The organism is Allobrachymonas denitrificans DSM 15123, from assembly GCF_900110225.1.
GTDB classification, from domain to species: domain Bacteria; phylum Pseudomonadota; class Gammaproteobacteria; order Burkholderiales; family Burkholderiaceae_C; genus Brachymonas; species Brachymonas denitrificans.
This window is the reverse complement of sequence record NZ_FOCW01000001.1, coordinates 1,324,922-1,350,303: the sequence shown is the minus strand read 5'-3', so window position 1 is coordinate 1,350,303 and position 25,382 is coordinate 1,324,922. Positions and strand designations below refer to the sequence as shown.

Sequence of the window (25,382 nt, the reverse complement as noted above, 5' to 3'; positions counted from 1 at the left end):
ACATTGCTGATCGAGTTCCCTGAAAACCTGCCGGTATCTTCCCGGCGCGATGAGATCATGGCGGCGGTGCGCGGGCACCAGGTGGTCATCGTCTGCGGCGAGACCGGCTCGGGCAAGACCACGCAGTTGCCCAAGATTGCGCTGGCGCTGGGCCGTGGCGCCATGCACGCGCGCGCTGGCGACAAGCCACGCCTGATCGGCCATACCCAGCCGCGCCGGATCGCTGCCAGCAGCGTGGCCAGGCGCATTGCCGAAGAACTCAAGACGCCGCTGGGCGAAGTCGTGGGCTACAAGGTGCGCTTCCAGGATCGCCTGCACAAGGGCGCGTCCGTCAAGCTGATGACGGACGGCATCCTGCTGGCCGAAACGCAGAGCGATCCGCTGCTCCATGCGTATGACACGTTGATCATCGACGAGGCACACGAACGCAGCCTGAACATCGACTTCCTGCTTGGCTACCTCAAGGAGATCCTGCCGCGGCGCCCCGACCTGAAGGTCATCGTCACATCGGCCACCATTGATGCCGACCGTTTTGCCCGGCATTTTGCCTCGCGCAAGGGGCCGGCGCCGGTGCTGATGGTGTCGGGGCGGCTGTATCCGGTGGAGGTGCGTTACCGTCCGTTCGAGGAGAGCAAGGACACGGACTTGAACACCGCCATTGCCGATGCGGTGGATGAGCTCTGGCGTTTGCCGGCGGAGAGCGGCGACATTCTGGTTTTCCTGCCTGGCGAGCGCGAAATCCGCGAGGCGGCCGACCATTTGCGCAAGCACCTGAGCCACAGCCCGGTGCTGCGCAACACCGAGGTGTTGCCGCTGTTTGCCCGCCTGAGCCAGGCCGAACAGGACCGGGTGTTCGACAGCCACGGTGGCCGCCGCATCGTGCTGGCCACCAACGTGGCAGAAACCTCGCTCACGGTGCCTGGCATCCGCTACGTGATCGATGCCGGTACGGCGCGTGTAAAACGCTACAGCTACCGCAACAAGGTGGAGCAGCTGCTGGTGGAGCCGGTCAGCCAGGCGGCGGCTAACCAGCGTGCAGGCCGCTGCGGCCGCGTCGCCAACGGCATCTGCATCCGCCTGTATGACGAGAAGGATTTCAACAGCCGGCCGCGCTTTACCGATCCCGAGATCCTGCGTTCCTCGCTGGCGGGAGTGATTCTGCGCATGCAGTCGCTGCATCTGGGCGAAGTGGAGCGCTTTCCGTTCCTGGAAGCGCCGCGTCCCAAGGCGATTGCCGATGGCTACCAGTTGCTCAACGAACTGGGAGCGGTGGACGGGGCGAATCAGTTGACTGATGTGGGTCGGGCGCTGTCGCGTCTGCCGCTGGACCCCCGCATCGGCCGCATTCTGCTGGAAGCGAATGCCCGTGGTGCGCTGGACGAGGCGCTGGTGATCGCTTCCGCGCTGAGCGTGCAGGACGTGCGCGACCGTCCGCTGGAACAGCAGGCCCAGGCCGATCAGGTGCAGGCCAAGTTCGATGACGAGAAAAGCGAGTTTGTCAGCACGCTGAAGCTGTGGCAATGGCTGCATGAGGCGCGGGGTGGAACACCATCACTGCCGTCGGCGCGTGCGCAACAGGCAGCGCAGTCGCGCAAGTGCGCTTCGCTGGCGGTGCTGCCGGTGGCGCAGCGTCTGGTGGCGGCTCCGCAAGAGGCTTCGGCGAATCAGCCGGAACCAGCAGGCAAGGGGCCTCGGGGCCAGGCGGGCACAGGCAAGGGCCCGCAGGCGCAGGCAGCCCGTTTGCAGCCTGCCAACGCCGTAAGCGCTTCCGGCACCGCACCAACCCACAAGCTCAGCAATCGCCAGTACGAATCCCTGCTGCGCCAGAACTTCATCAACGTGCGCCGCGTGCGCGAATGGCGCGACATCCACAGCCAGTTGCTGACGGTGGCGGGCGAGCAGGGCTGGAAGCACAATGTGGCGCCAGCCAGCTACGCCCAGCTGCACCAGAGCATGCTGGCGGGCCTGCTGGGCAACGTCGGTGTCAAGAGCGAGGACGAAGACTGGTATCTGGGCGCGCGCGGCATCAAGTTCTGGCGCCATCCGGGCGCGCACCTGCGCAAGAAGCCCGGGCGCTGGATTGCCTGCGCGGAGCTGGTGGAGACCACGCGCCTGTTCGGCCGCGGCATTGCCAATATCGAGCCGCAATGGCTGGAAGAGGTGGGTGGTCACCTGCTGCGCAAGCAGCTGCTGGATCCGCACTGGGAGAAGAAGGCCGGCAAGGTGGTGGCGCTGGAACGCGCCACGCTCTACGGCATCGTGGTCTACAACAACCGCCGCGTGGATTACGACCGTATTGATCCGGTCAGCGCGCGCGAGATCTTCATTCGTCAGGCGCTGGTGGGCGACGATTGGGAATCGTCGCTGCCTTTTCTGGCCGCCAACCGCAAGATGGTGCGGCAGGTTGAGGAGCTGGAGCACAAGTCGCGCCGGCAGGACGTGCTGGTGGATGACGAGCTGATCTACGCCTTCTACGATGCGCAGATTCCGGCTGATGTCACCAATGCGCACCAGCTGGAAAAATGGTTCCGCAGCGCCAGCAAGAGTCAGCCCAGGCTGCTGCAGATCAGCCGGGAAGAACTGATGCGGCACGAAGCGGCCGGCATCACGACCGACCTGTTCCCGCGCACCATCCGCCTGGGCGGTGTGGATTGTCGCGCGACGTATCTGCACCAGCCCGGCGATGCGCGTGACGGCGTGACAGTCGAAGTGCCGCTGTTCGCACTGAACCAGGTGAGCGAAGACCGCGCCGAATGGCTGGTGCCCGGCATGCTCAAGGACAAGATCCAGGCCCTGCTCAAGAGCCTGCCGCAACGCCCGCGCAGCCGCTTTGTGCCGCTGCCGGAAAGTGCCACGCGTCTGGCGGCCCAGCTGCAGCAGGATCCGGGCTTTGCCAAGGGCAGCCTGACGGATGCGCTGCTCAAGGCCGTGCGCGACCAGACCAGCCTGGACGTGAAGCGCAATGATTTCAAGCTGGACATGCTGCCTGCGCATCTGTTCATGAACCTGCGTGTGACGGACGAGCATGGCCGCCAGCTCGGCATGGGGCGCAACCTGGGCGCACTCAAGGCCGAACTGGGCAGCCAGGCGCGCGGAGCCTTCCAGGCACTGGCCGTGTTGCGGCAGGATCTGCGCAGTGCCCCACCCGATGCACAGCAGACAGGTGGAGCGAATCCGCACGCCGGAGCCGGGGCGCGAAAAGGCGACGAAAAGCTCCATTCCAACCGGGCACAGGCAGACAAGCCTGCCAGACAGGGAGCAGGCGCCTCCAAGGCCACGGAGCTGCCGGAAGACCAGCGCTACACCAGTTGGTCCTTCGGCGAACTGCCGGAGATCATGGAGATGCGCCGTGGCCGCCAGACGTTGATCGGCTTTCCTGCCCTGATCGACCAGGGCAATGCCGTCAGCATCGAGGTGTTCGACGAACCGGAAGTGGCAGCAGCGCGTCACCGCTCTGGCCTGCGCCGGCTGTTTGCCCTGCAGGTGAAGGATGCGCTCAAGTATCTGGAAAAAAACCTGCCGGACTTCCAGAAGATGGCAGCGGCGTACATGCCGCTGGGCACTGCGGAGGAATTGCGCCAGCAGATCCTGGACGTGGCCATGGACCGGGCTTTTCTGGGTGATTCGCTGCCGACCGATGCCGAGGCCTTTGCCAAACGGGTGGACGAAGGCCGCGGCCGCCTGAGCCTGATTGCGCAGGAAGTGGCCCGTCAGGCGGGTGTGGTGCTGACCGAATTTGCCGTGGCCAGCCGCAAGATCAAGGATACGAAGATACAGCCCGACGCGGTGGCCGATGCCACGCAGCAGCTGCAGCGCCTGTGCGGCAAACGCTTTCTGGCCGAAACGCCCTGGCCGCAGCTGCAGCATCTGCCGCGTTACCTCAAGGCCATCACCCTGCGTCTGGACAAGCTGCGCGCCGATCCTGCCCGAGATGCCCAGAAAATGGCGGAGCACAAGCCACTGGAACAGCGCTACTGGCGACTGGTGGCAGAGCGCAAGGGGCAGCTGGACGTCCGCATGCAGGAATTCCGCTGGCTGCTGGAGGAACTGCGGGTGAGCTTCTTTGCCCAGGAGTTGCGTACGCCGCAACCTGTCAGCGTAAAACGACTCGAGAAGGCCTGGCAGCAACTGGTGTATTGAGCGGAATCAAGAGACCGTTGTTATCCGGCACCGTGTAACAAGTTTCCTGACAATAACCTCACAAGTGGCAGTTGTCTGACACACAATGAGGGCAGGGGCCGTTACAGTGGCACCCGTCGGCAGCGCTTTGCCACAGAAGTTACCGGAAAGTGCCTGACTCTGACTTTTCCAATGAACCGAAGGAACAAATCATGAACGTTCAACGCTCTCTGCTCGCCCTGACCATCGCTGCTGCTGCAGCCCTCACTGCCTGCGGCCAGAAGGAAGACTCCGCTGCCGCCAGCCAGGCAGCTTCCGCTGCCGACATGGCCGCTTCTTCCGTCGAAATGGCCGGTTCCGCTGCCGTGACCGCTGCTTCCGCAGCCGTTGACAGCGCTGCTTCCGCCGTCGACAACGCTGCTGCTGCCACGGCCGCTGCTGCTGCTTCCGCTGTGGACGCTGCATCTGCCGCTGCCGGCGCTGCTTCTGCTGCCGTGACCGGTGCCGCCGCTGGCGCCGCCGCCGGCCTCGACCTGGCCAAGGGCGAAGCCCTGTACAAGTCCACCTGCCAGGCTTGCCACGCTGCTGGCGTTGCCGGTGCTCCCAAGCTGGATGACAAGGCTGACTGGGCTCCCCGTATCGCTCAAGGCGAAGAAACCCTGTTCAAGCACTCCATCGAGGGCTTCACTGGCCAGAAGGGCGTGATGCCTCCCAAGGGTGGCTCCACCGCTCCTGACGAGGACGTGAAAGCTGCCGTGATGTACATGGTCAGCCACGCCAAGTAATCCCCTCCGGGATTCGACAGGAGGCCGCCTTCGGGCGGCCTTTTGCTTTTTCGGGGTTCTGTGTTGTCTGCCGTTTGCATCGTGTTGCAGGTGGACTTGCACGTAAGCAGGGGAATCCGCTACAGTCGCACATGACGGTGTCGTCATGAAACTGTCAGTCTTTACCCAATCAGCCACATCTCGAGGAACCCCATGAAATTCCAACGCACCCTGCTTGTTGCATCCCTGGTTGCCGCCATGTCCGTGGCTGCCTGTGGCAAGAAGGAAGAGACGACCAAGGATGAGCGCGCAGCAGCGCAGGCTAACGCTGCCGTTGATCAGGCGGCTTCTGCGGCCGAGATGGCTGGCAAGGCGGCTGCCACTGCGGCGTCTGCCGCTGCCGAAAAGGCTGCAGCCGCCGCCGAGCGCGCCAAGAGCACCATGAAGGATGCCGCAGCGGACGGCAAGGCAGCCATGCAGGAAGCTGCGGCCGAAGGCAAGGCCGCTGCCAACACCGCACTGCAGAAAGCTGAAGCTGCCGCCAAGCGCGCCCAGGAAGCTGCGGCCAGCAAGTAAGCGTAGCCCCCTTATTGCGGGGGCTAGACCTTCACAGGCGTGCCAGGCGCTCCAGTGCGAGCGCCAGCGTTTCGTCACGCTTGGCAAAACAGAAGCGGATGATCTTCTGCTCGAAGCCGTCTGCATAGAAGGCAGAGAGCGGAATTGCCGCCACCCCCACTTCACGCGTCAGCCATTGGCAGAATTCCCCTTCGGAAAGATCCCGCTCGGGCACCGAAAGATCGCCGTAGCGCACGCACTGGAAGTAGGTGCCGGTGCATGGCAGCAGCTGCAGACGTGTGGAACGTAGCCCTTCGGCAAACAGATCGCGCTTGCGCTGGTAGAAGACCGGCAATTGCAGATAGGGCTGGGGATCGCGCATGTAGTCGGCCAGCCCGTGCTGCATCGGCGTGTTCACGGTGAACACGTTGAATTGGTGGATCTTGCGGAACTCGGCCGTCAGCGCCGGCGGTGCCGCCACATAGCCGACCTTCCAGCCCGTCACATGGTAGGTCTTGCCGAAGCTGCTCACGATCATGCTGCGGGCGGCCAGAGCCGGGTAGCGTGTCACGCTGCAATGCGGCGCGCCATCAAACACCATGTGCTCGTACACCTCGTCGCTGATGACGATCACGTCCGTCCCGTCCAGCAGGTGCTGCAGGCGCAGCATGTCCTCCTCGCTCCACACCGTTCCCGACGGATTGTGCGGAGTGTTGATCAGGATGGCGCGCGTGCGCGGGGTCAGCGCGGCGGCAATACGGTCAAAATCGGGCCGGAAGCTGCCCGGAGTGAGGGGAACACGCACCGGGATGCCGCCGGCCATGGCGATGCCGGGCAGGTAGCTGTCGTAGCAGGGCTCCAGCACGATCACTTCGTCCCCTGGCTGCACCACGGCGAGCAGGCAGGTGAGCAGTGCCTGTGTCGCGCCGGCTGTCACGGTGATGCTCGCATCGGCGTCAAAGGCCTGGCCGTACAGGCATTGGATCTTGGCTGCAATTGCCTGTCGCAGCGCCGGCACGCCGGGCATGGGCGGATACTGGTTGTGGCCCGCGAGCATGGCCCGGTGCACGGCGTCAATCAGCTTGGGATCGCACGGAAAATCCGGAAAGCCCTGTCCAAGGTTCACCGCTTCATGCTGCTGGGCCAGCGCGGACATGACGGAAAAAATCGTGGTGCCGACGGCAGGCAGGCGTGAGGAAACGGCAGGGGTGTGCAGGGTATCGCTCATGAAATCTCCGAAGCCCGGCCGGCGGTTCCGGCGGCGGGCGGCAAGGCGGTGCGGGGTGCTTACAGCTCGTAGTCGTCAAACTGGCCGGTCATGGCCTTCATGACGAGCTGGCGCGGCAGGCGGTCGCTCAGGTACTCGGCAAACTCGTACACGTAGTTGCGCAGATAGACCCCGCGCTTGAAGGCCACGCGCGTGACGTTGCTGCCGAACAGATGACCGAGCGGGCGGTACACCAGTCCCGGCTTGGGATCATGGGTCATCACCATTTCCGCCACGATACCCACACCCAAGCCATGCATCACGTAGGTGCTGATGACGTCGGAATCGATGGCTTCGAGCACGATGTCCGGCGTGAGGCGGCGCTGGGCAAAGGCCTGGTCGATGCGGGTGCGGCCGGTGAACGAGGGGTGGTAGGTGATCAGCGGCTGTTGGGCCAGCAGCTCCAGCGTGATGCGCTCTTCCTGCGCCAGCACATGGTTCTCGGGCACAACCAGCACGTGCTGCCAGTCATAGCAGGGCAGGGTGACCAGATCGGGATAGTCGGCCAGCGATTCGGTGGCGATGCCGATTTCGGCAGATTCTTCCTGCAGCATGCGCGCGACCTGATCCGGCGTGCCCTGGTGCAGGCTGACCTGCACCTTGGGATAGCGCTGGCGCAGCTGGGCGACGCGCAGCGGCAACACGTAGCGCGCCTGCGTATGGGTGGCGGCGATGCTCAGGCGACCGCTGTCCTGCGTGCTGAACTGTTCCCCGATGCGCTTGAGATTGGCCACTTCGCGCTGGATGATCTCGATGCTGGCCAGGATGTGCTGGCCCGGCTCGGTCACGTGCTTGAGGCGCTTGCCATGGCGCGCGAAGATGTCCACGCCCAGCTCTTCCTCGAGCTCGATGATGGCCTTGGAGACGCCCGGCTGCGAGGTGAAAAGCGCCTTGGCGGTTTCGGTGAGGTTGAGGTTGCGGCGAACCGCCTCCTGGACGAAGCGGAATTGATGGAGGTTCATGATGCCCGGAGAGGAAAAAGACCGGCGGTGGTCGTTATGGGCGATATTATATAAAGAGAACTCTAGTTATTCCCGTCCTGCATGTTGAAGCCGTTGTTGCAGCGATGCAGAATAGAAAAAGGGTTGCAGCACGGATGCTGCAACCCTTTTCAATGTGGTCGGAGTAAAAGGATTCGAACCTTCGACCTTCTCGTCCCGAACGAGACGCGCTACCAGGCTGCGCCATACTCCGAAGCCCTTGATTATAGCGCTACATTTTGGTGATTTTCAAGCTGTTCAAAATTTTCTGCATAAATTGATGCGACGGTTGCTGATGCCTCTGCTGGCTACAACCAAGCCGGTACAGCCCACGCTAGCGCTTGAGCACCAGCCAGACAAACGCCCCCAGCGAGATGAAGGTGTAGATCACGCTCGGTATCGCCGCGGCAATCCAGGGCACCCAGCCGTTGAGGTTGCCGATGTAGCCGAACACGTTGTTGAGCAGGAAGAAGCTGATGCCGATCACCACGCCGCCAAACACCGCAGAGGTGATGTTGCCCGAGCGGAAGTGCAGGTAGGCAAAGGGCAGTGCCAGGATCACCATCACCAGGCAGCTGAGCGGGTAGAACACCTTGCGCCAGAACTGGATCTCGTAGTTCTGTGCCGACTGGTTGTTGCTCTTGAGGTGGGATACGTACTGGTAGAGCTCGACGGCCGACATGCGGTCTGCCTCCAGCAGGGCAGAGGCGACCATGCTCTGCGAGATTTCCGTTTGCAGGTACAGGCTAGGCACCTGCTCGCGCTTGATGCGGAGTTGCTCTTCGGCCGCTCCTGTCAGCACCGTGTGCTGCACCTTCTGCAGATGCCAGTTGCCATCTTGGCCAAAGGTGCCGGTTTCTGCCTTGACGATATCCGACAGGGCGCCGTTGCCGTCGAAGTTGAAGATGCGCAGGTTGCGCATTTCTGCCGTGGGCGTGAGCTGCTGCACGTTGACGATGCGGTCGTTGCCACCCACGCTTTCCTTCATCCAGGCGCCGGTGCGGCCGGACGTGATGCTGCCCTCGAAGCGTGCCTTGTAGTTCTGGGCAAACTTCTCCGTACGCGGTGCCACGTAGTCTCCGATCACGAAGGTGAGCACCCCGAACAGCGCGCCGATCCACAGCAGGCTGCGCAGCGCACGTCCCGGGCTCAGGCCGCTGGTGCGCAGAATGGTGAATTCGGAGCTCTGCGCCATACTGGCCATGACGAAGATGGTGCCGATCAGCACGGCGATCGGCAGCAGTTCGTATATGTGGCCGGGAATCAGCATGGCCACATAGGACAGCGCATTCACGATGGTGTACTGCAGCACCGGATTGCGGCTGGTGAAGGAAATCTCGTTGATCGCATCAAAGAAGAAGAACAGCGCGAGAAACCCGATGGTCACGAACAGCACGGCCAGATAGATCTGGCGGTGCACATAGGCCTGTGCTGTCCTCATGCTGGCACCTCTGTTTCACGGGCGCGACGGCGATGCAGCATGCTGCCGAAAGACCATTGCGTATGACGTTTCCAGAGCCAGAGCAGGGACACGACAAATACCCCACCATGCAGCACCAGCAGCATCATCGGCATGTTGATCTTGCCGGTGGCGACCCAGTTCTTGCCGAAGTTCAGCAGGTTGAAGTAGGCCACGAAGAACAGCAGTGCCACGATCAGGCCTCCACTGCGCCCCGAGCGCGGGTTGACGCGCGACGACGCAAGTGCCAGCAGCATGAAGTTGATGCCGGCCAGTGCCATTCCCAGGCGCCAGCCCAGCTCGCCCTGGAAACGGCCTTCGGCGATGCGGAACAGGTCTTGCGTGGGGATGATGCGTGGCGAAATGCCGGTGAGTGTGCTCGGATCGTTCAGGTTGACATCCTTCACTTCCACCGGCTTGTTGCCGATGCGGATGCCATATTCCTGAAAGCGGCTGATGGTGAGCGTCTGGTCGTCGTGGATCTCGGTGCTCTGGCCGTCATTGAGGATGGCAAAGCGGTCGTTGTCCTGCACGCGGATATGGCCGTTCTTGGCCGATACCACCACCTCGCTCTTGGGCTGGCGCGCAAAAATGAACAGCTTGCTTGCCTTGTCCGGAGTGCCACGTTCCTTCATGTCCTTGTTGTCGATATAGAAGACGCGGCTGCCATCGCGTGATTCCTGAAACTGTCCGGGCGCGATGCGCTCCAGGTCGCCCCGGCTCTGGTAGCGGTTGAGCAGTTCCTGCGACTTGGCATTGGCCCAAGGCCAGCCGAACACGGAAAGCAGGGCGATCACCACGATGACCGGCGCGGAAAACTGCAGCACCGGGCGCAGAAAGCGGAACAGGCCCTGGCCGCTGGAGAACCAGACGTCCATCTCGCTGTCGCGGTACATGCGCGAGAGGGTGTAGACGATGGCGATGAACAGGCTGAGCGTGAGGATGGTGGGAAAGTAGGCCAGCACCGTGAAGCCCAGCACCAGCGACACTTCGGACGGGTCCACCGTGCCCTTGTTGGCGAAATTGAGTGTGCGGATCAGCATCATGGTGAGCACGATGATGAGCAGCACGAACAGCGTCGCGCCAAAGGTGCGGGTCAGTTCGCGGCGTATGGAAGAATCGAATAACATTAGTCCCGCGCTTGCAATCCAAGAACAAACCGACATTATCATGAATTTCCAACTCTCCCCCTCCGATCTGCTGGCTCCCGGCAAGGCTCAGCGCAGCGATGTGCTGCTGGTGTTGCTGCGTGATGGCTACGAAGTGCTGCCCGAGCGCATGACGGGCCTGCCCGCCACCATCGCCAAGGCCATGCAGTGTGGTCACTGGAGCCCGGAGGCGGGCAAGCGGCTCTCCCTGTACCTGCCGGATGATGCATTTGCATCCCGCGTGGTGCTGCTCGGCATCGGCCAGGGCAAGCCGCAGGACATCCGCGATGCCCTGTCCAAGGCGGTCAAGGAACTGGTCAACGAGGATGTGCGCCTGGCCGTGTATTTCGCCCAGGATGCGTCGCTCGACCAGATCCGCACCGCCATGCTGGCCGTGGGTGGAGCAGGCTACGTCTACAGCAATACCAAGCCCTCGGCCAAGGGGGGCCTGAAGAAGGTCATCATCGGTGCACCCAATGCGGGAGCCTGCCGCGAGGGTTTCGAGGAAGGCAAGGCGCTGCTGGCAGGCATGGGTCTGGCGCGCGAATGGGCCAACCGCCCGGCCAACCATGCCACGCCCACCATGCTGGGCAAGGTGGCGGAGGAAATCGCCCGCAACGGCAATGAAGGCCATGCCGATGCGCGCTTCAAGTGCGAGGTGCTTGACGAAGCCAAGGTGCGCAAGCTGGGCATGGGCGCCTTCCTGGCCGTGGCCAAGGGCTCCACGGAGCCGCTGCGCTTTATCGTGCTGCACTACAACGGTGCGGACCGCAAGCAGGCGCCGCTGACGTTTGTCGGCAAGGGCATCACTTTCGACAGCGGCGGCATTTCCATCAAGCCGGGTGCCGGCATGGATGAAATGAAGTTCGACATGTCCGGCGCTGCCAGCGTGCTGGGCCTGTTCGAGGCGCTGCGCCATCTGCGTCCCGCCATCAACGTGGTCGGCCTGATTCCGGCCTGCGAGAACATGCCGAGCGGCGATGCTACCAAGCCAGGCGACGTGATCACCAGCATGAGCGGCCAGACCATCGAGGTGCTCAATACCGATGCGGAAGGGCGCCTGATCCTGTGCGATGCACTGACTTACGCGGAACGCTTCAAGCCGCAGGCCGTGGTAGATATCGCCACGCTGACCGGCAACTGCGTGATGGCCCTGGGCAATTTGCGCTCGGGTCTGTTTACCCAGCATGACGAACTGGCGCAGGCCATCGAGCAGGCGGCCAACGAATCGGCCGACCTGTGCTGGCGCATGCCCATGGATGATGCCTATGGCAAGGGGCTCAAGTCCAACTTTGCCGACATGGCCAATATCGCCGGCCGTGCGGCGGGCGCCATCTCGGCGGCCAAGTTCCTGGAGCGTTATACCTCGGCCTATCCGTGGGCGCATCTCGATATCGCCGGCACGGCGTGGGACGAAGGTGCTGCCAAGGGCGGCACGGGCCGTCCGGTGCCGCTGCTGGTGCGTCTGGTGCTCAATCTGGCGAAGACGCCGGTGCAGTTTGCCTTGCCTGCTGCAGAGGCCAAGCCGGCAACGGCTGCCGCCAAAGGTGCCGGCAAGGCGCAAGCCAAGCCTGCGTTGAAGGCAGCAACTGCGGCAGCCAAGGGAGCCTCCAGCGTCAAGCCGGGTGCTGCCAGCAAGAGCGCCGCCGCCAAGGCAACTCCTGCGCAAGAGCATGCGCCAAAGCGCGGTGCAGGCAAGGGCGCGGCAGCGGGCAAGCGCTGATGCGTGGCTTGCCGTCCGTGAATGGGGCCATGCCCATGCGTGAGGCGTGCGCATGACCGAGATCGCCTTCCATTTCAATATCCCCGATCGCATCGCCTACCTGAGCCGCCTGCTGCGCAAGGCAGTCGGGCGCTCGGACTCGATCGTGGTGGTGGCCGAGGCCGCTGCGCTGGACAAGCTCGACCGCAAGCTGTGGGAGTTGTCTGCCACCGATTTCATCGGCCATTGGCGCGAGGGCCAGGATGCCGGCACGGTGACTGAGGCCATGCAGGAGCGTGCCCGGGTGTGGCTGACCGAGGATGTGGGCAGCTGCCCCCGCCACGATGTGCTGGTGAGCCTGATGCCGCAGGTGCCTGCCGGGTTCGAGCAGTTTGCCCGGCTGATCGAGGTGGTTTCGCTGGACGAGGCCGATCGTGCCCAGGCGCGCGAACGCTGGCGCTATTACACCAGCCGTGGCTACCAGATCCAGCGGCATGACGTGCAGGTGAAGGGCTGAAACCGGGCTTATCGGTGTTTGCCCTAGAACGTGCAAATAGTACGGGTGAACGGTAACGGCAGCATTACAATTTTTTCGCTGTCGCTGACGATTGCCTCTGGCAAACCGCGCGCCCGGATTGGCTCAAGCTTTTCCGGACATTCTTATATCTGGAGACTTTGATCATGCACTATCAACTGCGTTTGAGCGTTGCTGCCACCCTGGCCGCCGCTGCCATGCTGGCATCCTGCGGCAAGAAGGAAGAAGCACCTGCCGCCCCGGCGACGGGAGCATCTGTGTCGGCCGCGCCTGCTGCCGCCGGTTCCGGCGACGTGCAAGTGGTGAAAATTGCCTCCGTGGCGCCCATGTCCGGCAGCCAGGCGCACTACGGCAAGGACAACGCCAACGGCGTGCTGATGGCCGTGGACGACATGAACCAGAAGGGCATGACGCTGGGCGGCAAGAAGGTCCGTTTCGAAGCCGTGGTGGAAGATGACGCCGCCGATCCGAAGCAGGGCACTGCCGTGGCGCAGAAGCTGTGCGACTCCAAGGTCGCCGGCGTGGTCGGTCACCTGAACTCGGGCACAACCATTCCTGCCTCCAAGATCTACAACGATTGCGGCATTCCGATGGTGACCGGTGCTGCCACCAACCCGGCCCTGACCAAGCCCGGCTACAAGACCACCTTCCGCATCATCGCCAACGATGACGCGCTGGGCGCTGCGCTGGCCAACGATGCCAAGAAGAACAACCTCAAGCGCGTGGCCGTGATCGATGACCGTACCGCCTACGGCCAGGGTATTGCCGAAGTGTTTGCCAAGGTGGCCAAGGCCAACGGCATCGAGATTGTGAGCTCGCAGTTCACCACCGACAAGGCGACCGACTTCATGGCGATCCTGACGGCCACCAAGGCCGAGAAGCCGGACGGCATCTTCTACGGTGGCATGGACGCACAGGCCGGCCCGATGCTGCGCCAGATGGAACAGCTCGGCCTGACCACGCAGAAGTTCTTCGGTGGCGATGGCATCTGCACCATGGAGCTGGCCAAGCTGTCCGGTGGTGCCAAGCCGCTGGAGAACGTGGTGTGCGCAGTGGGCGGCTCTTCCCTGAGCAAGATGCCTGGTGGCGAAGAGTGGAAGAAGCGCTATGACGCTGCCTATCCCGGCCAGTACCAGGTCTACAGCCCCTACACCTATGACGCAGCGATGCTGATCATGGACGCCATGCAGCGTGCCGACTCTGCCGATCCGGCGGTGTACCTGCCCAAGCTGGCGGAGTCCAGCTACAAGGGCGTTTCCGCCACCATCACCTTCGAACCCTCGGGCGAAATGAAGGATCCGGCAGCAACCCTGTTCCACTACGTCAAGGGCAACAAGGAAGCCATCGAATAAGCGCGACTGTCCTGTACCCGGCTTGCGGCACGTTGTAGCGTGCCAGCATGGCGCGGATGGCCGCGACTGTCCTGTACCCGGCTTGCGGCGTTATTCCGCGAGTTCGTGTGCAGGGCGTTGACCGCCTGATTGGATCAGAAGCCAGGTTGAAAGACCTGGCTTTTTTGCGTGCGTGTGATGGGCTGATGCGCTCGTTGCCGCAGCCCGGTCAGGGCGCGACGTGGGCTAGCACACTCTCGGCATGGCCGACATGGCCGACGGAGTCGGTCGGCGCGGCCATGAAGGCCGAAAGCGTTGAGGGCAGAGAGGCTCAGCCCGCCTTGCGAGGGGAAGCCGGTGCGGGCGCGGATGCCCGAACGGCGGTGGCTTGCGATGCCGCAGCATCCGCAGCAGATGCTGCTTCAGATGCAGGTTCGGCAGGCGGCGTGGGCAACTCGATCAGCTTGCAATTAGCCGGCACCTCGGCATTGCTCGCAACCACTTCCTGCAGCTCGACCACGCCATCGTATTCGACGGCAAAGCCGTCAGTGGCCTGGCCCTTGCGCACCACGCGCAGCTCGGCGTAGATGGGCTGATACGCTTCATTGGCGCGATTGGCCTTGTCCAGCGCCATTTCTTCCAGCGGCGCCAGGACAGTCTCGCTGCCGTCCAGCCAGAAAGTCTGGTTGGTATTGCATGGAGAGATGGTTTCCACTTCCGGCCCCCAGAAGTAGATGCCCTTGATCAGCTCCGGACTGGCTGCAGGAGCGGAAGCAGCGGAAGCCGGCAATACGGCGCTCGGCCCGACCAGGCTGGAAGATGCCGATGCCGGCGCCTGCTCATCGGTCTTCTGGCAGCCTGTTACCGAAAACAGGCTGGTGGTCAACAGCGGCAGAATCAAGGCAGAGCGGTACAGGGGCATGGGCAAGAGGGCGATGGGGCATGAGAAAGGGGGCTGAAAACAGCCCCCTCGCATATTACCCTGCCGTTACGTGCCCGGCGGAGGTGGAGTTACTTTTTGGCGATCATGCCGTAGACGAACAACAGCAGGATACCGCCCAGAATGGAAGCGATCCAGCCAGCAGCCTCGCCGGGACGGTACAGGCCGAGTGCAGAACCCGCAAAGTTGGCCACGGCAGAGCCGGCAATGCCCAGCACGGTGGTCATCAGCAGGCCGAGCTTGTCGTTGCCGGGCTTGAGTGCGCGGGCCAGCAGGCCGACGATGAAGCCTACAACGATGATGGAGATGATTTGCATCATGGTGGGATTCCCTTGATTGAAATGTGGACGTCTTTAATGTAGCGTCTTTTTTTGTCGGTCAGGTTAAAAAACCCTGAACTGCGGCATCTCGTCACGCTGCAGCGCCCTGATAGGCCGTTTCCACGGCCTCCAGCTCGGCCGAAACCTCCAGCCAGTCCATTTCTGCTTCCTCCAGCGCATCGGTGCATTGCTTGAGCTTGCGGCCGGCTTCGGCGATGGCGCCCGGGTCGAGCGGCTCGCACAGTTGCGCTTCGAGTGCTGCCTTTTCCGTGTTGAGCTTGTCCATCTGCTGCTCCAGCTGCTGCTGGCGTTTGGCCAGCGGGCGGCGCTGTTCCAGATACTGCTGGCGTTGCGCAGCCTGCAGCTTGCGCTGCTCGGCACCGCTGAGTGCCGGCTTGTCGCTGGAGGCGGCAGACTGCCTGGCTGCGCCCGCGGCTTCGGCCAGGCTTTCGCGTTTCTGCCGTGCCATGTCGAGCAGGTAGCGCTGGTAGTCGTCCAGATCGCCATCGAAAGGCGCGATGGTGCCATGACCGACCAGCCAGAAGTCGTCGCATACGGCTCGCAACAGGGCACGGTCGTGGCTGACCAGCATCACGGTGCCTTCGAACTCGTTCAGCGCCATGGCGAGTGCCTCGCGCGTGGTCAGGTCGAGATGGTTGGTCGGCTCATCCAGCAGCAGCAGGTTGGGGCGCTGCCAGACGATCATGGCCAGCACCAGCCGGGCTTTTTCGCCGCCACTCATGCTGCCCACGCGCTGCGACACCATGTCGCCGCTGAACTGGAAGCTGCCGAGGAAGTTGCGCAGATCCTGCTCGCGGCCAGCTTGCGCGGCGATATCGGGGTGCGCCTTGGCCAGGCGGATCATGTGGCCCAGCGGGGTGTCGTCCAGCTGCAGCACGTCCAGCTCCTGCTGGGCGAAATAGCCCAGACGCAGGCCCTTGCCTTCGGTGATGCGGCCTGCCAGCAGGGGCAGGGCGTGGGCAATGGTCTTGACGAAGGTGGACTTGCCCTGGCCGTTGGCGCCCAGCACGCCGATGCGCTGGCCCGCCAGCACGGAGCGGTCCACATTGCGCAGGATCACGGTATCGTTGGCAGTGACGTCGGCCAGTGCCTCGCCAGTCTGCAGCTGGTGCTCGCGCAGCACGTGACTGGTGCTGAAGTCTTCTACTTCTCCGGCATTGCTGGCGTCGGGCGCCACGTAATCGGCGCCACGGTAGCCGAAGCTGGCATCGCGGATTGCCAGCATGGGGTTGGGCAGCTGCGGCGGCTCCTGAAATTCGAAGGTGAAGTCCGCACTGGTCAGCACCGGTGCGAGGCGCTCCATGCGCTCCAGTGCCTTGACACGGCTCTGCGCCTGCTTGGCCTTGGTGGCCTTGGCCTTGAAGCGGTCGATGAACTTCTGCAGATGGGCGATCTTTTCCTGCTGACGCGAATAGGCGGCCTGTTGCAGGGTGATTTGTTGCGCCCGCATTTCCTCGAAGGCAGTGTAGTTGCCGCCGTAGCGGTTGAGCTTGGCGTGCTCGATATGCACTGTGACCTGCGTGACGGCGTCGAGGAATTCGCGGTCGTGGCTGATGATGAGCAAAGTGCCGGGATAGCGCTTGAGCCAGCCTTCCAGCCAGACCAGGGCGTCCAGGTCCAGGTGGTTGGTGGGTTCGTCGAGCAGCAGCAGATCGCTCGGGCACATCAGCGCGCGCGCCAGTTGCAAACGCATGCGCCAGCCGCCGGAGAAGCTGTTGACGGGCTTGTCCAGCTCGTTGACCTGGAATCCCAGGCCAAGGATCAGCGTTTGCGCACGCGATGAGGCATCGTGTGCGCCGGCATCCTGCAGCAGTGTGTGGGCATGGGCGATCGCCATGCCGTCGCCGCTGGCTTCGGCTGCTGTCAGTGCTGCCTGTGCTTCCTGCAGGCGCGTGTCGCCGCCCAGCACAAAGGCGGTGGCCGTCTCACTGGTTTCGGGCATGTTCTGTGCCACCTGGCCGAGGCGCCAGTGCGCGGGCACCACCACCTCGCCGCTGTCTTCGTGCAGCGTGCCGTTGAGCAGGCCGAACAGGCTGGATTTGCCGGCGCCGTTGCGGCCGACCAGCGCCACGCGCTCGCCGGGGTTGAGGGTGACAGAAGCCTTGTCCAGCAGCACCTTGGTGCCGCGCTGCAGGGTCACATCCTGGATGACGATCATGCGGCCTGCTCCAGCAACGCTTCGCGCGTGAGCAGCAGCACCTGGTCGCCGCCGGCGCTGGTTTCCAGCCAGAGCGGATTCAGGTGCGGGAAGGCAGCCTCGAAATGTTCGCGTTCATGGCCGATTTCCAGCACCAGCACGCCGCGCTCGCTCAGGCGTGCAGGGGCGGCAGCCAGCAGCGGGCGGATGAAGTCCATGCCGTCTTCGCCACCGGCCAGCGCCAGATCGGGCTCGGCGCGGAACTCGGGCGGGAGTTCTGCCATGCTGCCGGCGTTGACGTAAGGCGGGTTGCACAGGATCAGGTCGTAGGGACCGGGGCAGTTGGCCAGGCCATCGCTTTGCAGCAGGCGGATGCGCTGCTGCAGGCCGTGCTTTTCCACGTTGATGACGGCCACTGCCAGCGCGTCCGGGGAAATGTCCGCCGCTTCCACCACCACATCCGGCCAGGCCAGCGCGGCCAGCACGGCGAGGCTGCCATTGCCGGTGCAAAGATCCAGCACATGGCAGGTCTCGGGGTGCAGAAAGGCGTCAATGCTGCCGTCTGCCAGGGTTTCGGCAATCAGGCTGCGCGGGATGATGGCGCGCTCGTCCACGTAGAAGGCCACGCCCTGCAGCCAGGCTTCGCGCGTGAGGTAGGCAGCGGGCTGGCGGGTCTGGATGCGGCGGGTGACGAGCTGGTCGACCTGCTGCAACTGCTCTGGTGTAGGGGCAGCATGGGCGGGGTCGTCCAGATCGGTGTTCAGCGGCAGGCCGAGTTGCCACAGTACCAGCCAGGCCGCCTCGTCAAAGGGTGTGGCCGTGCCGTGGCCCAGGGCAACGCCAGCCGTTTCGAGCCGGTCGGCCTGCTGGCGGACCAGGGCGTGCAGGGGGGTGAGGGTATCAGTCATGGCGAAGCAAAAAATCTCCTGGCCACTGTGTGCGGCCACGGCAATGGGAAACGGAGTTGCAGGAACCAGCCCCTGCAACTGCGCTCATCCCGACAGCGTACACGGTTCTGGCCGTGCCGCTGCGGCTGGCGGGCACAGTTTCAGGCTGGCTGCGCCGCCGCGAGGTTTGTCAGGATACGGCGGTAGATGCCGGTCAGGGGCTCGATATCGGTCAGTCCCACATGTTCGTCGATCTTGTGGATGCTGGCATTGGGCGGGCCCAGTTCGATCACCTGCGGGCATAGTTGCGCAATGAAGCGGCCATCGCTGGTGCCGCCACTGGTGGAAAGTTGTGTCTCGATGCCGGTTTCGTCACGGATGGCCTGCTGCACGGCGGTCACGAGATCGCCCGGTTCGGTCAGGAAAGGCAGGCCGCCGATCACCCATTGCAGCGTGTATGCGAGTGCATGTTTATTCAGCACGGCTTCCAGGCGCTGCTGCAGGCTTTCGGGCGAAGACTCGGTGCAGAAACGGAAGTTGAAGTCGATCACCACCGTGCCCGGAATCACGTTGCTGGCGCCGGTGCCGCCGTGGATATTGCTGATCTGCCAGCTGGTAGGCGGGAAGAAGGCGTTGCCTTGATCCCAGGTGATGCCGACCAGTTCGGCCAGCGCGGGCGCAACCAGATGGATGGGGTTCTTCGCCAGCTGCGGATAGGCGATATGGCCCTGCAAGCCGTGCACGGTGAGCTTGCCGCTCATGGTGCCGCGACGGCCGTTCTTGATCATGTCGCCGGTGTGCTCCACCGAGGTGGGTTCGCCCACCACGCAGTAGTCCAGCCGCGTGCCGCGTTCGCGCAGCACCTTGCAGACAGCCACCGTTCCGTCGTTGGCCGGGCCTTCCTCGTCGCTGGTGAGCAGAAAGGCGATGTTGAGGGGTGTATCGGGTGTCTCTGCCAGGTAGTCGCGCACCGCCATCACCATGGTGGCGAGCGAGGTTTTCATGTCGCTGGCGCCGCGGCCGTAGAGCTTGCCATCACGGTGTGTGGGCAGGAAGGGCGGGCTGGTCCATTCGGCTTCGGGGCCGGTCGGCACCACATCGGTGTGGCCGGCAAACACCAGCGTCTTGCCGGCTTCGCCCTGACTGCCCATGCGCAGCGCCCACAGGTTGCTGACGCGAAAGTCGTCCGGGCCGCTGTCCATGCGCTCGCAGTGGAAACCGAGCGGTTCCAGGTGGCTGGCGATCAGCGGCAGGCAACCGGCGTCATCCGGGGTAACGGAGGGCAGGGCGATGAGTTGTTCGGCAAGGGTGAGGGTGTCGGACACGATGGAGATTCCGGACATCGAGACAAAAAGGCACCGCGCAGGCGGTGCCGGACTGAAGCGGCAAAGGCAGTGTCTCTGCCGTTTGCAGGACGGATCAGTCGCGCAGCAGGTCGTTCAGGCTGGTCTTGGCACGGGTCTGTGCGTCGACGCGCTTGACGATGATGGCAGCATACAGGCTGTAGCGGCCGTTGTCCTTGGGCAGACTGCCGCTGATCACCACGGAACCTGCCGGCACGCGGCCGTAGCTGATTTCGCCGGTGGTGCGGTCGTAGATGGGGGTGCTCTGGCCGATGTACACGCCCATGCTGATCACGGAGTTTTCTTCCACGATCACGCCTTCGACGATTTCGGAGCGGGCACCGATGAAGCAGTTGTCCTCGATGATGGTCGGTCCGGCCTGCAGCGGCTCCAGCACGCCGCCCAGGCCCACACCGCCGCTCAGGTGCACATGCTTGCCCACCTGCGCGCAGCTGCCCACAGTGGCCCAGGTGTCGACCATGCTGCCTTCATCCACATAGGCGCCGATGTTGACATAGGAAGGCATCAGGATGGCGCCCTTGGCGATGTAGCTGCCACGGCGTGCCATGGCAGGCGGCACCACGCGCACGCCAGCGGCCTGCAGCTCGTTGGCATTCATGTTGCCGAACTTGGTGGGCACCTTGTCGTAGAAGGTCAGGTCGCCTGCTTTCATCACCTCGTTGTCGCGCAGGCGGAAGCTCAGCAGCACGGCCTTCTTGATCCACTGGTGCACGGTCCACTGGCCCACAGCTTCGCGTGTGGCAACGCGCAGGTTGCCGGCATCCAGCTCGGCGAGCACATGCTCCACCGCGTCCACGATTTCCTTGGGAGCGCTGGAGGGAGAGATTTCCGCGCGGTTGTCCCAGGCGTTTTCGATGATGGTCTGCAGTTGGATGGTGCTCATGGAGAGTCCTTGTTATTGGAGAGGAGGGCGGTGGGCAAGATCCGGCCGTTTCGGGCGACCGGGGAATCGATCAGGAGGACAGTGACTGGACGAAGCTGCGGATGCGTTGGGCTGCTTCCATGCACTGTTCGGTTTCGGCGACCAGGGCCATGCGGATGCGGCCGGCGCCGGGGTTGTGGCCGCGTGCATCGCGGGCCAGATAGCTGCCGGGGAGCACGGTCACATTGCACTGTTGCAGCAACTGACGTGCGAACTCGGTATCCGAGCCGCCACAAACATTGCCGACATGGGCCCACAGGTAGAAGCCGGCATCCGGCAGCGCCACGTCCAGCACTTCGGCCAGCACGGGGGTGACCTGCGCGAACTTGTCGCGGTACATGCGGCGGTTGTCTTCGACATGCGCCTCGTCGTTCCACGCGGCGGCGCTGGCCTTCTGCACCACCGGGTTCATGGCGCTGCCATGGTAGGTGCGGTACAGCAGAAAGGATTTCACCAGCTCTGCATCCCCGGCGACAAAGCCGCTGCGCAGCCCGGGCACGTTGCTGCGCTTGGACAGGCTGGTGAACATCAGCAGGTTGCGGAAATCGTTCCGACCGAGCTTCTGCGCGGCTTCCAGACCGCCCAGCGGGGCCTGGTCGCGGAACCAGATCTCGCTGTAGCACTCGTCCGAGGCAATCACGAAGCCGTAGCGGTCCGACAGGTCGAACAGCTTCTGCCATTCGTCCAGCGGCATCACGGCGCCGGTGGGGTTGCCGGGGGAGCAGACGTAGATCAGGCGGGTGCGCTGCCAGACGTTCTCGGGCACGCTGTCCCAGTCCACGGCGAAGTTGCGTTCCGGCACGCTCGGGGCATACCAGGGCGTGGCGCCGGCCAGCAGGGCAGCGCCTTCGTAGATCTGGTAGAACGGGTTGGGGCAGAGCACGATGGCGTCGCCGGCGGGATCGATCACCGTCTGTGCGATGGCGAACAGCGCCTCGCGCGAGCCGTTCACGCTCAGCACCTGCGTGGCCGGGTCGACCGTGACGCCGTAGCGGCGCTGCATCCAGTCGGTGCAAGCCTGGCGCAGGGCTGGCTCACCCAAGGTAGCCGGATAGCCGGCCAGACCGGGTTGCCCCATGGTGGCATCGCACAGGGCCTGCTGGATGAAGGGCGGGGTGGGGTGTTTGGGTTCGCCGATGCCCAGGCTGATGGGGGCGTAGTCCGGGTTGGGCGTGATGTCGGCAAACAGCTGGCGCAGCCGCTCGAAAGGATAGGGTTGCAGCAGGGACAGGCGGGGATTCATGGATGACGCTGGCACGCAAACACCCTGCGGCCCGCAACAGGCAGCAGGTATGATGCGTTCTTTGATGATTCTTCCATTGTAAGAGGCCGAAGCACGGGCGGATTGCGTAATTACAAACGTCATCCGGCATGGCGCGGCCGATGTTGCTGCCGTGCGTCTCAATTCGATCAAACTTTCCGGATTCAAGTCGTTTGCCGAACCGACCAACTTCATGCTGCCGGGGCAGCTGGTGGGGGTGGTCGGGCCGAACGGCTGCGGCAAATCCAACATCATGGATGCCGTGCGCTGGGTGCTGGGCGAAAGCAAGGCCAGCGAGCTGCGCGGCGAATCCATGCAGGACGTGATCTTCAACGGCACCACCTCGCGCAAGCCGGCCAGCCGCAGCAGCGTGGAGCTGGTGTTCGACAACGCCAGCCACCGTGCCGGCGGGCAGTGGAACCAGTTTTCCGAGATCGCCGTCAAGCGCGTGCTGACGCGCGATGGCGGCAGCAGCTATTTCATCAACAACCAGCCGGTGCGGCGCCGCGACGTGCAGGACGTGTTCCTGGGCACCGGCCTGGGCCCGCGTGCCTACGCCATCATCGGCCAGGGCACCATCAGCCGCATCATCGAGAGTAGGCCGGAAGAACTGCGCCTGTTCCTCGAAGAAGCGGCTGGCGTCAGCAAGTACAAGGAGCGCCGGCGCGAAACCGAAAACCGCCTGCACGACACGCGCGAGAACCTGACGCGCGTGGAAGACATTCTGCGTGAGCTGAACAGCAACCTCGAAAAGCTGGAAAAACAGGCCGAAGTGGCGCAGAAATACCAGGGCCTGCAGCAGACTGGTACGCGGCGATTGCACCAACTGTGGTACCTCAAGCGCGAGGATGCGGCGGGCGACCAGCATAAGGTGAAGGCCGATGTGGACGCGGCGCATACCGCGCTGGAAGCGCGCATGGCGGAAGTGCGCCGCACCGAAAGCGAACTGGAGACGATCCGTCAGGCGCATTACGCGGCAGGCGATCAGGTCAACCTGGCGCAGGGCAAGTTGTACGAAGCCACGGCCGAGGTCGGCAAGCTGGAGGCAGAAATCCGCTTCGTGGTGGAAAACCGCCAGCGCGCCGAGCAACGCCTGCAGCAACTGGGCGAGCAGCTTTTTCACTGGAACGAACGCCAGCTGGAGGCCGAAGCCGAGCGCGAGACGCTGGCGGCCCAGGACATGGAATCCGAAGAAAAGGCGGCCATTCTGGCGGCGCAGCTCGAAGAGCAGGCCATGCAGCTGCCCGATCTGGAGGATGCATTGCGTCAGGCTCAGCAGAAGTCTGCCGAACAGCGTAGCGCCGTGGTGCAGGTGCAGCAGCAGATCCAGGTGCTGGCGGCCGAGCAGCGCAGCATCGACGAGCAGACGCGCCAGCAGGAACAGCGGCGCGAACGGCTGCTGGCCGACCGCAAGGCACTGGCTGCGCCGGAGGCGACCCAGCTGCTGCAGAAGCAGACCGAGCTGGCCGGCAGTGCGGAGCAGCTGGAGATCGTGCAGGCACGCCTGGCCGAGTTGCAGGACATGGTGCCGCAACTGGACGAGCAGCGTCGCACGGCGCAGCAGGCCCTGAACGAGGAAACGCGCAAGCAGGCCGACCTGTCGGCCCGGCGCGAGGCGCTGCGGGCGCTGCAGGAGAAGGTCAAGTCCGACGGCAAGCTGGCCCCCTGGCTGCACAAGCACGGCCTGGGTGACATGCATCGCCTGTGGTCGCGACTGCATGTGCAGACCGGCTGGGAAACGGCGCTGGAAGCGGCCCTGCGTGAGCGCATGGGCGCGCTGGAGGTCAGCCGGCTGGAGTCGGTGCGTGCCTTTGCCAGCGATGCGCCGCCGGCCAAACTGAGTTTTTATGCCACGCCGGCTGCGCCGGGCACGGCCGGCACGGCCGCGCTGCCGCGCATGGTGGACCTGCTGCGTGTGCACGAAGCCGGCCTGCTGGCCATCCTGACCGAGTGGCTGCATGGCTGCTATACCGCCGGGTCGCTGGACGAGGCGCTGGCGCAGCGCGCGCAGTTGCAGCCCGGTGAAGCTATCTACGTACAGTCAGGCCACGCCGTCACCGCCCACAGCGTCGACTTTTACGCCCAGGACAGCGAACAGGCCGGCCTGCTGGCGCGCGCCCAGGAAATCGAAAACCTGGACAAGGAACTGCGCGCCCAGCAATTCATCCACGAAGAGTCGCGCACCGCGCTCAACCGTGCCGAGGGGGCCTACGCCGATGCCAGCCAGCGTCTGGTGCAGGCCCGCCGCGAAGCCAGCGAAAGCCAGACCGCGCACCATACCCTGCAGGTGGAAGTGCTGCGCCTGACGCAGCAGGCCGAGCAGATGCGTGCCCGCAGCGACCAGATCGGTTCCGATCTGGAAGAGATTGACGCCTTGCTGGAAGACCTGCAGGAACGCCGCATGACGGCCGAAGGCCGTTTCGAGGAGCTGGACATGCAGCTGGCCGACGCCCAGGAACGCCATGCCCAGTTCGACGAAAAGGTGATCGAAGGCGAGCGCAAGCTGGCGACCTGCCGCGAGCAGCAACGCAGCCTGGAACGCGCCGCGCAAGAGGCCACGTTTGCCCAGCGCAGCGTGCAGGCCCGCGCCGCCGAGCTGCAGCGCACCCTGGGCACCGCCGCCGAGCAACTGCAGGCCTTGCAGGCCGAGCAGCAGCGCGCCCAGCAGGATCTGGAATCCCTCACCGCTGCCACCGCCGAAAACGGCCTGCAGCAGGCGCTGGAAGCCAAGCTCGAGCGCGAACAGCAACTCGCCGCCCAGCGCAGCACCTATGAAGACCTGACCACCAAGCTGCGCGCCAGCGATGAGCGCCGTCTGGCGCTGGAGCGCGAACTGGAGCCGCTGCGCCAGCGCATCACCGAGCTGCAACTCAAGGAGCAGGCCGCGCGCATCGGCGTGGAGCAGTACGCCCAGTCGCTGGCCGAAGCCCAGGTGGACGATGCCGAGATTGCCCGCAGCATCGAGGAAGAGGGCGTGCGCCTGCACGGGCTGCAGGCCGAGATCGACCGCATCCAGCGCGAGATTGCCGCCTTGGGCGCGGTCAACCTGGCGGCCATGGAAGAGCTGACCACCTCCCGCGAGCGCAAGACTTTCCTGGATGCCCAGTCGGCCGACCTGAACGACGCGATCGAAACGCTCGAGGATGCCATCCGCAAGATCGACGGCGAAACGCGCGAACTGCTCGGCTCCACCTTCGAGACCGTGAACGAGCACTTCGGCCGCATGTTCCCCGAACTGTTTGGCGGTGGGCAGGCGAAACTGATCATGACCGGCGACGAGATTCTCGACTCTGGCGTGCAGGTGATGGCGCAACCTCCGGGCAAGAAGAACCAGACCATCCATCTGCTGTCCGGTGGCGAAAAAGCCCTGACTGCCATCGCACTGGTGTTCGCCATCTTCCAGCTCAACCCGGCCCCGTTCTGCCTGCTGGACGAAGTGGACGCCCCGCTCGATGACGCCAACACCGAGCGCTATGCCAAGCTGGTGACGGCCATGAGCCGCCAGGGGACGCAATTCCTGTTCATCAGCCACAACAAGATCGCCATGGAAATGGCTGAACAATTGATCGGCGTGACCATGCAGGAGCAGGGCGTTTCGCGCATTGTGGCGGTGGACATGGAGTCTGCCGTTTCCATGGCCGATGCGGCCTGACGCCGGAAGCAGAGGCTT

At 64.0% G+C, this 25,382-nt stretch carries 18 protein-coding genes and 1 tRNA gene; 7 read left to right on the top strand and 12 right to left on the bottom strand.

The genetic code is table 11. The annotated features are described in order from the left end of the window. Positions 1–57: 57 nt before the first annotated feature. The 3 genes from hrpA (at position 58) to BMW28_RS06190 (ending at position 5,459) form a co-directional block, all read left to right on the top strand. Positions 58–4,140 carry an ATP-dependent RNA helicase HrpA gene (hrpA, locus tag BMW28_RS06200; protein ID WP_234970045.1) on the top strand — a complete coding sequence of 1,361 codons (4,083 nt, stop codon included), beginning with the start codon at positions 58–60 and terminating at the stop codon, positions 4,138–4,140. Between the two features lie 191 nt (positions 4,141–4,331). After that, positions 4,332–4,904, top strand: coding sequence for a c-type cytochrome (locus tag BMW28_RS06195; RefSeq protein ID WP_091815118.1), 573 nt, complete (start codon positions 4,332–4,334; stop codon positions 4,902–4,904). A 192-nt stretch (positions 4,905–5,096) separates the two neighbouring features. Further along, positions 5,097–5,459 (top strand): hypothetical protein, encoded by a 363-nt coding sequence (locus BMW28_RS06190; RefSeq protein WP_091815115.1) that lies wholly within the window; start codon positions 5,097–5,099, stop codon positions 5,457–5,459. Between the two features lie 31 nt (positions 5,460–5,490). Here the strand turns inward: BMW28_RS06190 and BMW28_RS06185 are convergent, their stop codons facing one another. From BMW28_RS06185 to lptF, 5 genes are all read right to left on the bottom strand, one after another. After that, complete coding sequence (locus BMW28_RS06185; protein WP_091815113.1) at positions 5,491–6,666, bottom strand: pyridoxal phosphate-dependent aminotransferase; 1,176 nt, start codon at positions 6,664–6,666, stop codon at positions 5,491–5,493. A 59-nt stretch (positions 6,667–6,725) separates the two neighbouring features. Beyond that, positions 6,726–7,667, bottom strand: a complete 942-nt coding sequence (locus tag BMW28_RS06180; RefSeq protein WP_091815111.1) for a CysB family HTH-type transcriptional regulator — start codon at positions 7,665–7,667, stop codon at positions 6,726–6,728. A gap of 155 nt (positions 7,668–7,822) precedes the next feature. Then, positions 7,823–7,899 (bottom strand) — tRNA-Pro (locus BMW28_RS06175). Between the two features lie 120 nt (positions 7,900–8,019). Further along, positions 8,020–9,126 (bottom strand): LPS export ABC transporter permease LptG, encoded by a 1,107-nt coding sequence (lptG, locus tag BMW28_RS06170; protein ID WP_091815108.1) that lies wholly within the window; start codon positions 9,124–9,126, stop codon positions 8,020–8,022. Next, positions 9,123–10,274, bottom strand: a complete 1,152-nt coding sequence (gene lptF / locus BMW28_RS06165) for an LPS export ABC transporter permease LptF (RefSeq protein WP_091815105.1) — start codon at positions 10,272–10,274, stop codon at positions 9,123–9,125. The genes lptG and lptF overlap by 4 nt, the downstream gene beginning before the upstream one ends. 40 nt (positions 10,275–10,314) lie before the next feature. Here lptF and BMW28_RS06160 point away from each other — a divergent pair, with 40 nt between their 5' ends. The 3 genes from BMW28_RS06160 to BMW28_RS06150 all read left to right on the top strand — a co-directional run bounded on the left by BMW28_RS06160 (position 10,315) and on the right by BMW28_RS06150 (position 13,881). After that, positions 10,315–12,015 (top strand): leucyl aminopeptidase, encoded by a 1,701-nt coding sequence (locus tag BMW28_RS06160; RefSeq protein WP_091815102.1) that lies wholly within the window; start codon positions 10,315–10,317, stop codon positions 12,013–12,015. A 52-nt stretch (positions 12,016–12,067) separates the two neighbouring features. Further along, complete coding sequence (locus tag BMW28_RS06155; protein WP_091815099.1) at positions 12,068–12,511, top strand: DNA polymerase III subunit chi; 444 nt, start codon at positions 12,068–12,070, stop codon at positions 12,509–12,511. A 215-nt stretch (positions 12,512–12,726) separates the two neighbouring features. Beyond that, the gene (locus tag BMW28_RS06150) at positions 12,727–13,881 is read left to right on the top strand and encodes a branched-chain amino acid ABC transporter substrate-binding protein (protein WP_407640941.1); all 1,155 of its coding nucleotides are present in this window, start codon (positions 12,727–12,729) and stop codon (positions 13,879–13,881) included. 310 nt (positions 13,882–14,191) lie between these two features. Here the strand turns inward: BMW28_RS06150 and BMW28_RS06145 are convergent, their stop codons facing one another. From BMW28_RS06145 to dapC, 7 genes are all read right to left on the bottom strand, one after another. Next, positions 14,192–14,782 (bottom strand): hypothetical protein, encoded by a 591-nt coding sequence (locus tag BMW28_RS06145; protein ID WP_091815097.1) that lies wholly within the window; start codon positions 14,780–14,782, stop codon positions 14,192–14,194. A gap of 89 nt (positions 14,783–14,871) precedes the next feature. Next, on the bottom strand, positions 14,872–15,120 hold the full coding sequence (locus BMW28_RS06140) for a GlsB/YeaQ/YmgE family stress response membrane protein (RefSeq protein WP_407640934.1): 249 nt from the start codon (positions 15,118–15,120) through the stop codon (positions 14,872–14,874). Positions 15,121–15,211: 91 nt separating this feature from the next. Continuing rightward, positions 15,212–17,299 (bottom strand): ABC-F family ATP-binding cassette domain-containing protein, encoded by a 2,088-nt coding sequence (locus tag BMW28_RS06135; protein WP_091815094.1) that lies wholly within the window; start codon positions 17,297–17,299, stop codon positions 15,212–15,214. Beyond that, the gene (gene prmB / locus BMW28_RS06130; protein WP_091815581.1) at positions 17,296–18,186 is read right to left on the bottom strand and encodes a 50S ribosomal protein L3 N(5)-glutamine methyltransferase; all 891 of its coding nucleotides are present in this window, start codon (positions 18,184–18,186) and stop codon (positions 17,296–17,298) included. Before prmB ends, BMW28_RS06135 begins: the two co-directional genes overlap by 4 nt. Before the next feature lie 140 nt (positions 18,187–18,326). After that, complete coding sequence (gene dapE / locus BMW28_RS06125; protein WP_091815579.1) at positions 18,327–19,490, bottom strand: succinyl-diaminopimelate desuccinylase; 1,164 nt, start codon at positions 19,488–19,490, stop codon at positions 18,327–18,329. 94 nt (positions 19,491–19,584) lie between these two features. After that, positions 19,585–20,412 carry a 2,3,4,5-tetrahydropyridine-2,6-dicarboxylate N-succinyltransferase gene (gene dapD, locus BMW28_RS06120; protein WP_091815092.1) on the bottom strand — a complete coding sequence of 276 codons (828 nt, stop codon included), beginning with the start codon at positions 20,410–20,412 and terminating at the stop codon, positions 19,585–19,587. A gap of 70 nt (positions 20,413–20,482) precedes the next feature. Next, positions 20,483–21,694: a succinyldiaminopimelate transaminase gene (gene dapC / locus BMW28_RS06115; RefSeq protein WP_091815089.1), complete on the bottom strand. Its 1,212-nt coding sequence runs from the start codon at positions 21,692–21,694 to the stop codon at positions 20,483–20,485. A 151-nt stretch (positions 21,695–21,845) separates the two neighbouring features. Between dapC and smc the strand changes: the two genes are divergently transcribed. Next, positions 21,846–25,364: a chromosome segregation protein SMC gene (gene smc, locus BMW28_RS06110; RefSeq protein WP_091815086.1), complete on the top strand. Its 3,519-nt coding sequence runs from the start codon at positions 21,846–21,848 to the stop codon at positions 25,362–25,364. Positions 25,365–25,382: the final 18 nt, after the last annotated feature.